We start from the raw sequence: 12,542 nt of genomic DNA, 5'->3' as shown, positions 1-12,542 counted from the left end.
TCAGTCACCGTCGTTGGCGTTGAAGCCGAGCTGTACATTCAGGGCCTTGGCCAGCTCGCCGGAGTGGAGGCGCTGTACGCGGTCGAGGCTGTCGTAGAAGTCATTGAGCTGCTTGAGGCCGTCTTCGCTGGCCAGCAATTCGCTGAGCGGCTGCTTGACGGCGGCCAGCTTGCCGCGCGCTTCGCTGTAGCCAGCGTCGATCTTCTCGGCCAAGGCCTTCTGGTCGTCACCCAGCAGGCTGCGGATGCCATGTTTGTCCTTGCCCAGCCAGAGGGCTTCGGCGCTGGCCAGGCTAGCGCTCAGGCTTTCCAGGGAAGAGTCGCTGCGCCAGCCGTCGGCCTGCATCGGCTGCGGAAGGCTCTTGGTCTGGCGACCCATAGGTGTGCCGAGTTTCTTCTTCAGGGTGTCCAGGGCGGTGACCTGGACGCGCAGCAGCTCGGAGATGGCCTCGTGGGAATCCGCGTAGCGCTGGTTGGGGAACTTGCTCAACTGGTCGAGCATGCCGTCCTTGCTGTTCCAGCGGGTGAGGATCTCCTCGGCCAGGGTCTTCTGACGCTCGCCGATGGCTTGCAGCAGCGGGCAGTAGCGTGCTTTCTGGGCGCCGTCGGCCATGTCCAGGTTGCTGTCGAAGAGGATGTATTCGTAGGCCGAAAGGCCCTGGACCACCACGCTGGCCTTGGCCAGGGAGGTGGCGTCGAGGTTGGGCTGGGCCTTGATCAGCTGTTCCACCTGGCGGCCGACCAGATTCTTCTTGTCCGGCCAGAACTGCACCTGCCAGGCGCGGTTGCCTTCGGCCAGCGGGCCCACCATCAACGGCTGAAGTTCAGCCCAGGCTTTTTGCGCGGCAAGGAAGTCGGCGCGGGCCTTGGCCAGATCCTCCTTGCCGGAGCAGAAGGCCAGGGCGCTTGCGGCGAGTTGGCGGTCCGCATCGACCCAACGGCTGTAGGTTGGCAGGATCACGTCCTTGGCCAGGGCCGAGGCGGTCTGCGCCTGGGGGTCCTGCGGGGCGCAGGCGCCCAGGGCCAGGGCGGCGAGGCTGGTGAACAGCAGTTTGGGACGGAACATGCAGGGCTCCTTATAGAGAATTCAGGAAAGCCAGCAGCGCGGCACGCTGTCCGGCATCGTATTTCAGGACCTTCTGCTTCGCCGCTTCCGCTTCGCCTCCGTGCCAGAGAATGGCCTCCAGCAGGTTGCGTGCGCGGCCGTCGTGCAGGAACTGGGTGTGGCCGCTCACGGTTTCGGTCAGCCCGATGCCCCAGAGCGGCGGGGTGCGCCAGTCGCGGCCAGTGGCCTGGAACTCAGCGCGGCCGTCGGCCAGGCCCTCGCCCATGTCGTGGAGCAGCAGGTCGCTGTATGGACGGATCACCTGGTTGGCCAGCTCGGGTTCGGCGGCATCGGCCGCAGTGGTGAAACTTGGGGTATGACAGGACTGGCAGCCAGCCCGGTGGAACAGGCCCTTGCCTTCCAGTACTTGCGCACTATCCACGTCGCGGCGGGCCGGTACGGCCAGGTTGCGGGTGTAGAACAATACGAGGGACAGGATGTTATCGCTGACTTCCGGCTCTCCACCATTCACCGTGGTCTTGCAGGCGGTCTGTGCCGCCGTGCAATCGTCCTTCGACAGGGCGTTGGTGGTAAGGCCCATATCACCAGAGAAGGCGTGAAAATTCTGTTGATTCAGATTCGGCTGCCCGGCCTTCCAGCCGAAGCGACCGAGCACCGTCTTGCCGGCGACATCGTCCCAGACCTGGTTGGCGCGGCCGCGGACACCATTACCATCGGTGTCGTCCGGGTCCGCATTGGCGAGAATCGCCGCTTCGGGGATCGCCTCGAGCAGGCCCAGGCCGATCATCGGCGGGGCGACGCGTGCGGAGAACAACGTATCGGGATGCATCGCGCCATAACCGAGTTGGGTGATTTCCAGGCGCGGCTTGCGCAGCTCTAAAGTCGTGCCGTCGGCAAAGGTCACTGGAACGGTGTCGTAGCTGACCCGCACTTTGCCCTCGGGCTCGAGGCCGGGAATCGATACGTCCTGCAGCTGGCCGCCGTAAACGGGTTCCGGCACCACGCCCAGACGTTCGAGCTGCCTTGCGTGTTCGGCCGAGGCGTCAGCCGGAATCGACAGGCGTACCAGCATCGACACGGCGTTGCTTGCACCTGGTTCCGGCGGATGGCCGCGACCGTCTTTCACGTGGCAGTTCTGGCAGGCATTGGTATTGAACAGGGGGCCGAGGCCGTCACGCGCCGTGGTGGTGGAGGGCGCGATAACCCAGGGGTTGCGGAAAAAGCTGTTACCCACGCTGAAGTCCAGCCTGCGCGAGGGCGTCAGGTTGCCCGAGGGCATGGAAAAGGCGTTGTGGTCGAACTGGCGGACCGAAGCAGCTCCGCCGGAAAGGTGCTCGCCGGGTTCGGCCTGGGTGAACCGCGGCGCGTCGTCACAGGCACTGAGGCCAAGGGCCAGCAGCAGGGGCGACAGGCGGCGAAAGGCCGGTGGAGCGAGCATTGGCGGGGTCCGGTCGGCAAATAAACAGGCCGGCAAGCTTATCAGGACTGGGGGCTCTGAATAAGAGGGATTTGCGTTTGGCTTGCATTCTTGGCCGGAGTCCGTAGACATCCTTGTGGGGGCGATTTCAATCGCCAAGCAGGACGAAGTCCTGCCCCGAAGCCGCGCAGGGGCGGCTGCGCCACCCTTGGCGAATGAATTCGCCCCTACAAGGAAACGCACGGAACTTCAGGCACAAAAAAGCGGATGCGGCACTGGGCCGCATCCGCTTCCTGCTACCGCTGTGTCGATCAGAACTGGTGATCGGCGTTGTCCGGCTTCAGGTCGGTGATGCCGAGTTTGCCAGCGGCATCCTCGATGGCACCGGTCTGTTTGACAAGAGAGGCGATGGCGTCACGCACCAGTTGCTGGCCGGCGGTATTGTCGGCGGCAATCAGCTGGTCGAAATGCACGCCCTTGTTGGCGCTGTCCACCAGGGCTTGCAGCTTGCCTTCGGTGGCTTCCAGGTCGGCCTTCAGGGTGGTGTCGGTCTGAGCATCAGCCTTGGCCACCAGGGAGGACAGGCTCGGGCCGGTCAGGGTGGTGCCGTCGACCTTCTTGTACTCGCCCAAGTAGACGTTACGGATGCCCTTGCCGTTGTAGAAGTGAGAGTTGTGGGTGTTGTCGCTGAAGCAATCGTGCTCGTCTTCGGTGGAGTTGGCTTCCAGGGCGACCTTCATGCGCTCGCCGGCCAGCTCGCCGAGAGACAGGCTGCCCATGCCGAACAGCATCTTGCGCAAGCCGGATTCGGCCGGTTCGGCTTCCAGCTTGGCGCGGTAGTTGTCGGCAACGCCCGGTTTCCACTGGCCAACCATGTACTCGAGGTCGGAAACCAGCAGGTCGGTCACGGCCTTCAGGTACTGGCGGCGACGCTCGCTATGACCGCCGGTGGAGCCTTCGCCGACCACGTAGTCGGTGGCGGGACGGTTGCCGGCGCCCGGGCCGGTGCCGTTCAGATCCTGACCCCAGAGGAGGAATTCGATGGCGTGGTAGCCGGTGGCGACGTTGGCTTCGGAGCCGCCCAGTTCGTTCAGACTGGCCAGTTTCTCACCGGTGATTTCGGTGACGTCGATCTTTTCTTCGCCGACCTGGATGGTGGTATTGGCGATGATGTTGGCGGTGGCGCCAGGGTTACCCAGGGCGTGCTGGTAGTCGCCGGCGACGTAGTCGATCAGGCCTTCGTCCAGCGGCCAGGCGTTCAGTTGGCCTTCCCAGTCGTCGACCACCGGGTTGCCGAAGCGGAACACTTCGGTCTGCATGTAGGGCGCGCGGGCGGCCAGCCAGGCTTCACGGGCTGCCTTCAGGGTGTCGGCGTCGGGCTTGGCGAGGAATGCGTCAACGGCTTTCTGCAGGTTTGCGCCGGTGGCGTGGGCGTCGGTGAAGACGGCCAGGGCGAGGTCTGCATAGTGAGCAACGACTTTCTTGGCCTCGGCCTCATCGACCTTGGCAGTTGCAGCCGGGGCCGCGGCAGTGCTGGCAGCCGGTGCGGTGGCTTGCGGTGCTGCAGCTTCTTTCTTGTCGTCACCGCAACCGGTGAGGGCAATGGCGACGGCGAGCAGGCTGGCGGCAGCCAGGGGCTTACGAATCATGGGCGAGGTCCTTTGCTTCTGGGTGATGGCAATCTGAAGTTGCGCAAATGAAAACCGCAACATAATGCGAAAGATTTTCATTTTTGGAAAGGATGTTGTCGGGCGTTTTGCAACAGCTGTGTACGGGGTCTCCGCGTCCCTGTACGAATGCCATTAGAATCGCCCGGTTCCCCATGACCCGCAGCCTGAAGGAGAAGCCTGCATGAGTCTGACCAGCGTTGCCCTGATCGTGGTCCTGCTTCTGGTCGCCGCCTACGCGGTGATCCTCTACAACGCGCTGGTGCGGCTCAAGCACGGGGTAGGCAAGGCCTGGTCGAACATCGAAGTGCTCCTCAAGCAGCGGCATGACGAACTGCCCAAGCTGGTGGAGACCTGCAAGCAGTACATGCAGCACGAGCGCACCACCCTCGAGCGGGTGATCGCAGCGCGCAATGCCGTGGCCAGTGCCCGCGAGAAGGGTGACATCGGCGCGCTCGGCCAGGCCGAGAGCGGTCTGCGCGCCGGCCTCGGGCAGCTCTTCGCGCTGGCGGAGAGCTACCCGCAACTCAAGGCCAACGAGAGCTTCCAGTTCCTCCAGCAGCGCATCAGCGGCCTGGAGAACGGCATCGCCGACCGCCGTGAGCTGTACAACGAGGCGGTGAACCTGAACAACGTGCGCATCGAGCAGTTCCCGGATGTGATCATCGCCGGCCTGTTCGGCTTCAAGGCTGCCGAGCTGCTGGAGTTCAGCGACGCCGAGAAAGCCGACGTCGATCTCAAGAGCCTGTTCAACTGACATGGCAGTGGATGTAGCCGGGCTGGCCATCAGCCTGGGATTCAGCTTGGGCGCCTTTGCCGGTGGTGGCTGGTGGTGCCTGCGCCGCCTGGCCCAGGCGCGGCTGCTGCTGGATACCCCGACCTCGAAGATCCGCTCAGCGGCCCAGGGATACGTGGAGCTCTACGGCATGCTCCATCCCAATGGAGACGGCCAACTGGTGGCGCCACTGACGGGCAAGCCCTGCCTCTGGTGGCGCTATCGCATCGAGGAGTACAGCGAGCGAGGCAAGAGCAAGAGCTGGCGAGTGGTGGACAGTGGCGTCAGCGACGCCTGGCTGCGCCTGGCCGACTCCACTGGCGAATGCCTGATCGATCCGCGCGGTGCCGAAGTGCGCCCGTCGACCCGCGAAGTCTGGAAAGGCCATCAGCGTCATCCTCGTGGTGCCCGCGTTTCTGGCGGCCTGAGTGGCTGGTTGTCTGGCGGCGAGTACCGCTATACCGAGGAGCGTCTGCATGCCGACGAGCCGCTGTACGCCATCGGTGACTTCCGCACCAGTGGCGGTGGTCGGCAGGGTCTGGAGCCGACCTCGGCCCAGGGGGCGGTGATCCGCGAATGGAAAGGCGATTTCACCGGCCTGCTGCAACGCTTCGACAGCAACGGCGATGGCCAGCTGGACGAAGCGGAGTGGTCGCGCGTGCGCCTGGCCGCCAGCCTCGAAGCCGAAGACCGTCATCGCCAGACCAGCGCGGCGCCTGCCGTGAATCAGATGCGTCGTCCGGTGGAGTCGCACCCTTTCCTGCTCTCCAGTCATGGTGAAGATGTGCTCGCCCGGCAGTTCCGTTGGCAGGCACTGCTTGGCGCAGTGCTCTGCGTCGGCGGTGCGGTGGCGACCGTCTACCTGCTGAAGGTGACTGGGCTCCTGTAGATCCAATCACGCTTCATCGATCCACCATTGGCGTTCAATGTGGGGGGGGCGCCATCCACCCAGCGGGGTCACTGCGCGACCCTTGGCGAATGAATTCACTCCCACAAACGAATCCTGAGCTTTGCACGGTAAGCACCCTCTCCCTTCAGGGAAAGGTTAGGGGGAGAGGGTTGACGTCAGAGTGTGGCGGGATTGGACGCAGCGTTGGACAGGCGACGGGCCTGCTTGAGGTAGAGGGTGAGTTCGCGGGCGGGCAGGGGCTTGCTGTAGAGATAGCCCTGACCCTCGTTGCAGCCCTGGGCGATGATGTAGGCTTCCTGCTCGGTGGTTTCCACACCTTCTGCGATCACCTGCATGCCCAGGTTGCGCGCCAATTGGATGATGGCGCGGACGATGGTGGCGTCGTCTTCGTCTTCCAGCACGTCCTGCACGAAGCTCTTGTCGATCTTGATCTTGTCCAGCGGCAGGCTCTTCAGGTAGCTCAGCGAGGAGTAGCCAGTCCCGAAGTCGTCGATCGCGATCAGCGCGCCGGAGCGGCGCAGGCTCAGCAGGTGCTGGGCGGCAGTGGAGATGTCTTCCATCAGGCCGGTTTCGGTGACTTCCATCTCCAGGCTGCGTTGTGGCAGGCGATAGACCTGCAGCAGGTTGTTCACCACCCTTGGCAGCTCCGCATGGTGCAGCTGCACGGTAGAAAGGTTGATGGCCATGCGCAGTTCGCTGAAGCCCTGGTCGTGCCATTCGCGAAGCTGGCGGCAGGCCTGGTCCAGCACCCACTCGCCGATGGGAATGATCGTGCCGTTCTGCTCGGCCAGCGGGATGAACAGGTCCGGCGGCACGAAACCGTGCTGCGGGTGTTGCCAGCGCAGCAGCGCTTCGACGCCCACTACACGGTGGTCGCGGTAATCCACCTGGGGTTGGTAGACCAGGTGCATCTCGCCTCGGTTGAGGGCTTCGCGTAGATCCTTCTCCAGTTCGCGGCGCCGCCGCATTTCGCTGTCGACGCTGGCGATGTAGAACTGGTAACGGTTGCGCGAGCGGCTCTTGGCCAGGGTCATGGTCTGCTCGGCTTTCTGCAGCAGCTTCTCCGTGCTGTCGCCATCCTCCGGGAAGAGGGTGATGCCGATGGTGGCGCGCAGGCGTACTTCCTGCTGTTCCAGGGAGAAGGCCACTTCGAGATCGTCCAACACGCTCTGGGCCAGTTCGGCGGCTTCGTAGGGCTGCTCGATATCGGCCTGGACCAGGGCGAACTGGTCGCCCCCCAGGCGTGCCAGGGCGCCCAGTCGGCCGCTGTGGCTGCGCAGGCGGTCGGCCAGGGCAATCAGCAACTGGTCGCCGGTCTGGTAGCTGAACTGTTCGTTGACGCCCTTGAAGTCGTCCAGGCCGACGCAGAGCACCGCCACGCGGCGCTGCAGACGGCCGGCGTCTTCGAGAATCTGGTCGAGTTGTTGCTGCAGTTGCTGGCGGTTGGGCAGACCGGTGAGGAAGTCGTACTGGGCCATGCGCAGCAGGCTGTTCTCGGCTTCTCGGCGCAGGTGGGTATTGCGTTCGATGGAGGCCAGCAGGTCGTTGGCCGTGTTTATCCACAGGCCCAGTTCGTTCTTCTCGTTGCCCTTGAGCATGGGCAGCTTGTGCTCGCTGGGGCGGTCAGGGTTGATGCTGGAGAGGTGCTCGATGATCTTCGACAGCGGCTTGGTCAGCAGCCAGTGGTAAACGAGGTAGAGCACCAGGCCCATGGCCAGGGCGCGGAGTACACCGGAGATGAAGATGATCACCGAGCTGGTGACGAAGTCTTCGCCGTATGGGGCTGTATCGAGAGTGATGCTGAGGTCGCCGTAGTACTCGCTGTAGGGACTGCGGCCGACCAGTTGGGTGGTGAAGGTCTGTTCCTTGCCGAGGATGGGGTCGGTCAGCCAGCGGGTCGACAGCTCCATCAGCGGCCGGTCCTTCTCCGCCAGCATCGGCTCGTTGGGGTGGCCGATGGAGGCGTGGCGCACTGATTCGTGCTGGAACAGGCCTTCGATCACCTGCATGCCCATCTCGCGATCCAGGCTATAGACGGCCTGGGTCGAGGGGTCGCGGAACATGCCAAGGATCCGGTTGGCGTCGTTGGAAACCGCCTGCCGCGTCTTGTAGACATCGAACACGATCTGCGCGCAGCTCAGCACCACACCGACAACCAGTGCGGACAGCAGCACCACACGCAGCAGCTTCAGCGACAAGCTGTGTTTGAGATCCAGCTTCAAATGGAGATTCCTTGTTCGATGCCGCCAGGCGTCAGACGGGTGTGAGTATTGGCAAACAGGCCTTGGCCGTCAAAGGGCCAGTATGTGTATGCCACTATTCAAAGCATCGATCCACTCTCGGGACCGCCGCTTTCGATTCCCCCTCTCCTTTATGTCGGTGCGAACCGGTCCGACCTTGAGGGGGTGTCCGACAATTTTTCCCTTGTACCGCAACAAGACGACGAATGACGCGCAAAAATGAAGAAACCCGGCGAATGGCCGGGTTTCTCTTACCGCTGGAGCGGGTCTCAGGCTGCGTAGTTCTTGGCTACGAAGTCCCAGTTGACCAGGTTCCAGAAGGCCTCTACGTACTTCGGACGCAGGTTGCGGTAGTCGATGTAGTAGGCGTGTTCCCAAACGTCGCAGGTCAGCAGCGGGGTGTCGCCGCTGGTCAGCGGAACGCCGGCACCAATGGTGCTGGCCAGGGCCAGGGAGCCGTCAGCTTTCTTCACCAGCCAGGCCCAGCCGGAGCCGAAGGTGCCGATGGCGGTCTTGGTGAACTCTTCCTTGAACTTGTCGAAGGAACCGAAGGCGGCGTTGATGGCGTCAGCCAGGGCGCCGGTGGGCTGGCCACCGCCGTTCGGGCTCAGGCAGTTCCAGTAGAAGGTGTGGTTCCAGATCTGGGCCGCGTTGTTGAAGATGCCGCCGGAAGAAGTCTTGATGATCTCTTCCAGGCTCTTGCCTTCGAACTCGGTGCCCGGAACCAGGTTGTTCAGGTTTACCACGTAGGCGTTGTGGTGCTTGCCGTGGTGGAATTCCAGGGTTTCGGCGGACAGGTGCGGCTCAAGGGCGTTCTTTTCGTAAGGCAGCGGCGGCAATTCGAAAGCCATGTCTATCTCCTTCATCATCAGGTCGGGATTTTTGCGCCAGGCGCGGGGCCGTTCACGGTCGGCCGAAAAAGCGGCTGCGAGTTTGTACTCTTTATTGCCGCGAAGTCCGGATCATAGCATCGGGCATGGGGCTTAACCACGCAGCAACTGTGTGGTTAAGCCCTGCCGCCAGGGCTCTGGCACGGTTATCTCATCTGGACCCGACGCACTCAGATTCCGTTCACCAATTGAGCCGCCATGCCGAACATCATTACCGCCACTGCCAGATCGAGCAGGCGCCAGGTGGTTGGACGCGCCAGCCAGGGGGCGAGCCAGGCGGCGCCAAGGGCGAGGGCGAAGAACCATACCAGCGAGGCACTGGCAGCGCCCAAGGCGTAGGCGCCGGGGACAGCCTGTTGCGCACCGAGGGAGCCGATCAGCAGGACCGTGTCCAGGTAGACGTGGGGGTTGAGCAGGGTGACCGCCAGGGCCGCCAGCAGTACCGCGCGGCGCGATCGCGGTCCGGTTTCAGCGGACTGGTCGAGGATGCCGGGCTTAACTGCGCGACGCAGCGCCTGAATGCCGTACCAGAGCAGGAAGGCCACGCCACCCCAGCGGGCGATGGCCAGCAGCACGGGGTTCTGTGCCAGCAGGGTGGCCAGGCCGAAGACGCCGGCGCTGACCAGCAACGCATCGCACAGCACGCAGAGTGCGGCCACCGGCAGGTGGTGTTCGCGGCGCAGACTCTGGGCAAGGACGAAGGCGTTCTGTGCGCCAATGGCGATGATCAGGCCCGCCGCCACCAGTATTCCGTTCAGATAGCTCTGCCACATGTTGCTCACTCCGCCTGGGCGTTGGCCGCCAGGGCCCGCAGGGTAGAAAGGGCGCGTTCGGCGTCGGCGCTGGCAACGAACAGGTGATCGTGGAAATAGCCCGCTACGACGTTGCAGCTGATGCTGGCTTGGGCCAGGGCGCCAGCGAAGGTCGCGGTCAGGCCTACTGCACTCAGGGAGGAATGCACTTCCAGGGTGATCCAGGCCGCGCTGTAGTCGTAGGCCAGGCCCAGGCGATCGGCCTCGCTGCGTTCAAGGATCACGGTCAGTCCTTCGCGCTCGCGGAAACTGCCCAGCGGCACGCTGCCTTGCAGGCGGGCGGCGTCTTCGAGGGTGCAGAACACGTACTGGCCGGGGTTGAGTTGCGGCGACATGTTGCGGATCAGAATGGAGAGTGCAGTTTCGCCGGCCATGGTGCTTCCTTCGCTACGACGGGTTGGGATGTGGCGAGTCTGCGGCGCGAAGATGTATAAGGAAAACGAATCTTGCTGATCTCTCATTAGGAAAACTGATTTGTTCGACTACAAGTTGCTGGCCGCCTTGGCGGCCGTGGTGGAACAGGGTGGTTTCGAGCGCGCGGCCCAGTTGCTGGGGCTGTCGCAGTCCGCCGTATCGCAGCGCATCAAGCTGCTGGAGGCGCGGGTCGGTCAGCCGGTGCTGGTACGCGCGACGCCGCCAGCGCCCACTGAAGTGGGCACGCGCCTGCTCAACCATGTGCAGCAGGTGCGCCTGCTGGAACGCGACCTGCAACGCCAGGTGCCGGCACTCGAGCAGGGCGACATGCCGGAACGCCTGCGAATTGCCCTGAATGCCGACAGCCTGGCCACTTGGTGGGCCGCCGCCGTGGGGCAGTTCTGCGCCGAACAGCGGGTACTGATGGAACTGGTGGTGGAGGACCAGGAAGTGGGCCTGAAGCGCATGCGTGCTGGTGAGGTAGCGGCCTGTGTCTGCGCTGCTGAACGCCCAGTGGCCGGCGCCCGCAGTCTGCCGCTTGGTGCGATGCGTTACCGTGCCCTGGCCAGCCCCGCGTTCATCGAGCGGAATTTCCCCAAGGGCGTCACGCCGGGGGCATTGGCCCGCTCACCGGCAATCGTGTTCGGCCCGGATGATCTGCTGCAGCACCGTTACCTGGCGGCGTTGGGAGTCGAAGGCGGCTTCGTCCATCACCTTTGTCCCTCCTCGGAAGGCTTCGTGCGCTTGACGGAAGGCGGCCTGGGCTGGGGGCTGGTGCCCGAGCAGCAGGTGGGGGCGCAGCTGGCGCGGGGCGAGTTGCGGGAATTGATTGCCGACCAGCCCATCGACGTGCCGCTCTATTGGCATCACTGGCGACATGGCGGCGAACTGCTGGGCCTGCTCACCGATCATCTGGCTGCGGCAGCCAGTCGCTGGCTGGTGCCGCTGTGACGTTGCCGGCCCGGCGGGAACGATGATCGGGGATAACGTTCAGAGTCGTTCTATTGGCTCGCGACGCCACACCTGGCAGGCATCAGGGCTGCTAGAGTCGCGGGCATCACGAGGCATGGCAGGGGACCATCGATGAAGATTCTGGTGACAGGGGCGAGTGGGTTCATCGGCGGACGTTTCGCTCGTTTCGCGCTGGAGCAGGGGCTCGACGTGCGGGTGAATGGACGCCGGCCGGAGGGCGTGGAGCATCTGGTCAAGCGCGGTGCCGAATTCGTCCAGGGCGACTTGTCGGACACGGACCTGGTGCTGCGCCTGTGCGACGACGTCGAAGCGGTGGTGCATTGCGCAGGCGCGGTCGGCGTCTGGGGCAAGTACGAGCACTTTCACCAGGCCAACGTACAGGTCACCGAAAACGTGGTCGAAGCCTGCCTGAAGCAGCGAGTGAAGCGTCTGGTGCACCTGTCCTCGCCTTCGATCTACTTCGATGGCCGTTCCCATGTCGGTATTCGTGAAGAACAGGTGCCCAAGCGCTTCTCCGATCATTACGGCGCCACCAAGTACCTGGCCGAGCAGAAAGTGTTCGCCGCCGAAGAGTTCGGCCTGGAAGTGATCGCCTTCCGTCCGCGCTTCGTCACTGGCGCGGGGGATACCAGCATCTTTCCGCGCCTTATCGCCATGCAGCGCAAAGGCCGTCTGAAGATCATCGGCAACGGCCTGAACAAGGTCGACTTCACCAGCGTGCAGAACCTCAACGACGCCCTGCTCAGCGGCCTTCTGGCTGCCGGGCCGGCGCTTGGACAGGTCTACAACATCAGCAATGGCCAACCGGTGCCGATCTGGGATGTCATCAACTATGTGCTGCGCAAGCTGGGCGTCCCCCAGGTGACCCGGCACGTTCCCTATGGCTTGGCCTACAGTGCCGCGCTCGTGAACGAGTCGGTCTGCAGGATTCTGCCGGGGCGGCCGGAACCCTCGCTTTATCGACTGGCCGTGGCGGTGATGGCCAAGGACTTCTCCCTGGATATCAGCCGCGCGCGGCAGTACCTGGACTACGATCCGCGGGTGAACGTCTGGACGGCGCTGGATGAGTTCTGTGCGTGGTGGGGCGCTCAGCAGCCCTAACCGCGCAAGGGACCGGCGTACTGGGTGTACTTGCGAACCAGTTCTTCTTCGCTCAGCACCGGCGGTTTGAGGCGAATGCCGGTCAGGATACTGAGGTGCTCGCCCAGCTCGCGGGTCGTGTCGCGCTGAGATTCGGCGCACGCATTGAGCATGGACAGGATGGCGTCGGGCTGGCTGAGGCGGATATCCACAGCCTGTTCGTCTCGAAGCTGGCGCCGCAGGGTTTGCATGCAGTCCAGCACAGCCTTGGTCAATTCCACTCCTTCTTCCCCCATGGTC

12 protein-coding genes are annotated in these 12,542 nt (G+C 63.8%); 4 read left to right on the top strand and 8 right to left on the bottom strand.

The window, feature by feature from the left end:
• The 3 genes from SA496_RS20845 to SA496_RS20835 form a co-directional block, all read right to left on the bottom strand.
• Positions 1-1,065 (bottom strand): imelysin family protein, encoded by a 1,065-nt coding sequence (locus SA496_RS20845; protein WP_120654722.1) that lies wholly within the window; start codon positions 1,063-1,065, stop codon positions 1-3.
• A gap of 10 nt (positions 1,066-1,075) precedes the next feature.
• Positions 1,076-2,503 (bottom strand): di-heme oxidoreductase family protein, encoded by a 1,428-nt coding sequence (locus SA496_RS20840; RefSeq protein WP_153918573.1) that lies wholly within the window; start codon positions 2,501-2,503, stop codon positions 1,076-1,078.
• A 290-nt stretch (positions 2,504-2,793) separates the two neighbouring features.
• Positions 2,794-4,131: an imelysin family protein gene (locus SA496_RS20835; RefSeq protein WP_120654725.1), complete on the bottom strand. Its 1,338-nt coding sequence runs from the start codon at positions 4,129-4,131 to the stop codon at positions 2,794-2,796.
• 202 nt (positions 4,132-4,333) lie between these two features.
• Here SA496_RS20835 and SA496_RS20830 point away from each other — a divergent pair, with 202 nt between their 5' ends.
• A complete protein-coding gene (locus SA496_RS20830; RefSeq protein WP_330114396.1) occupies positions 4,334-4,906 on the top strand; it encodes a LemA family protein in 573 nt (190 codons plus the stop codon).
• A gap of 1 nt (position 4,907) precedes the next feature.
• Positions 4,908-5,813: a GIDE domain-containing protein gene (locus tag SA496_RS20825; protein ID WP_330114395.1), complete on the top strand. Its 906-nt coding sequence runs from the start codon at positions 4,908-4,910 to the stop codon at positions 5,811-5,813.
• A 176-nt stretch (positions 5,814-5,989) separates the two neighbouring features.
• Here the strand turns inward: SA496_RS20825 and SA496_RS20820 are convergent, their stop codons facing one another.
• From SA496_RS20820 to SA496_RS20805, 4 genes are all read right to left on the bottom strand, one after another.
• On the bottom strand, positions 5,990-8,056 hold the full coding sequence (locus SA496_RS20820) for a putative bifunctional diguanylate cyclase/phosphodiesterase (RefSeq protein WP_120654728.1): 2,067 nt from the start codon (positions 8,054-8,056) through the stop codon (positions 5,990-5,992).
• 287 nt (positions 8,057-8,343) lie between these two features.
• Positions 8,344-8,925: a superoxide dismutase [Fe] gene (gene sodB, locus SA496_RS20815; RefSeq protein WP_120654729.1), complete on the bottom strand. Its 582-nt coding sequence runs from the start codon at positions 8,923-8,925 to the stop codon at positions 8,344-8,346.
• Between the two features lie 209 nt (positions 8,926-9,134).
• Positions 9,135-9,737: a LysE/ArgO family amino acid transporter gene (locus SA496_RS20810; protein ID WP_120654730.1), complete on the bottom strand. Its 603-nt coding sequence runs from the start codon at positions 9,735-9,737 to the stop codon at positions 9,135-9,137.
• A gap of 5 nt (positions 9,738-9,742) precedes the next feature.
• On the bottom strand, positions 9,743-10,150 hold the full coding sequence (locus SA496_RS20805) for an ACT domain-containing protein (RefSeq protein WP_120654731.1): 408 nt from the start codon (positions 10,148-10,150) through the stop codon (positions 9,743-9,745).
• A 100-nt stretch (positions 10,151-10,250) separates the two neighbouring features.
• Between SA496_RS20805 and SA496_RS20800 the strand changes: the two genes are divergently transcribed.
• Together SA496_RS20800 and SA496_RS20795 are read left to right on the top strand one after the other, a co-directional pair.
• The gene (locus SA496_RS20800; RefSeq protein ID WP_120654732.1) at positions 10,251-11,141 is read left to right on the top strand and encodes a LysR family transcriptional regulator ArgP; all 891 of its coding nucleotides are present in this window, start codon (positions 10,251-10,253) and stop codon (positions 11,139-11,141) included.
• Positions 11,142-11,273: 132 nt separating this feature from the next.
• Positions 11,274-12,263, top strand: a complete 990-nt coding sequence (locus tag SA496_RS20795) for an NAD-dependent epimerase/dehydratase family protein (protein WP_120654733.1) — start codon at positions 11,274-11,276, stop codon at positions 12,261-12,263.
• Here the strand turns inward: SA496_RS20795 and SA496_RS20790 are convergent.
• A complete protein-coding gene (locus SA496_RS20790; RefSeq protein WP_153918583.1) occupies positions 12,260-12,538 on the bottom strand; it encodes a hypothetical protein in 279 nt (92 codons plus the stop codon). The two genes, SA496_RS20795 and SA496_RS20790, sit on opposite strands and share 4 nt — an antisense overlap.
• Positions 12,539-12,542 lie beyond the last annotated feature (4 nt).

The sequence above is a fragment of the Pseudomonas sp. JS3066 genome (genome assembly GCF_036328175.1).
Taxonomy (GTDB): Bacteria; Pseudomonadota; Gammaproteobacteria; order Pseudomonadales; family Pseudomonadaceae; genus Metapseudomonas.
Note: the sequence above shows the minus strand (reverse complement) of the source record. Positions and strands in the feature narration are given on the sequence as shown.

Excerpts from the sequence above, each read along its gene's own strand:
- SA496_RS20845 (WP_120654722.1), bottom strand. The coding sequence starts at position 1,065 with ATGTTCCGTCCCAAACTGCTGTTCACCAGCCTCGCCGCCCTGGCCCTG.
- SA496_RS20840 (WP_153918573.1), bottom strand. The coding sequence starts at position 2,503 with ATGCTCGCTCCACCGGCCTTTCGCCGCCTGTCGCCCCTGCTGCTGGCC.
- SA496_RS20835 (WP_120654725.1), bottom strand. The coding sequence starts at position 4,131 with ATGATTCGTAAGCCCCTGGCTGCCGCCAGCCTGCTCGCCGTCGCCATT.
- SA496_RS20830 (WP_330114396.1), top strand. The coding sequence starts at position 4,334 with ATGAGTCTGACCAGCGTTGCCCTGATCGTGGTCCTGCTTCTGGTCGCC.
- SA496_RS20825 (WP_330114395.1), top strand. The coding sequence starts at position 4,908 with ATGGCAGTGGATGTAGCCGGGCTGGCCATCAGCCTGGGATTCAGCTTG.
- sodB (WP_120654729.1), bottom strand. The coding sequence starts at position 8,925 with ATGGCTTTCGAATTGCCGCCGCTGCCTTACGAAAAGAACGCCCTTGAG.
- SA496_RS20810 (WP_120654730.1), bottom strand. The coding sequence starts at position 9,737 with ATGTGGCAGAGCTATCTGAACGGAATACTGGTGGCGGCGGGCCTGATC.
- SA496_RS20805 (WP_120654731.1), bottom strand. The coding sequence starts at position 10,150 with ATGGCCGGCGAAACTGCACTCTCCATTCTGATCCGCAACATGTCGCCG.
- SA496_RS20795 (WP_120654733.1), top strand. The coding sequence starts at position 11,274 with ATGAAGATTCTGGTGACAGGGGCGAGTGGGTTCATCGGCGGACGTTTC.
- SA496_RS20790 (WP_153918583.1), bottom strand. The coding sequence starts at position 12,538 with ATGGGGGAAGAAGGAGTGGAATTGACCAAGGCTGTGCTGGACTGCATG.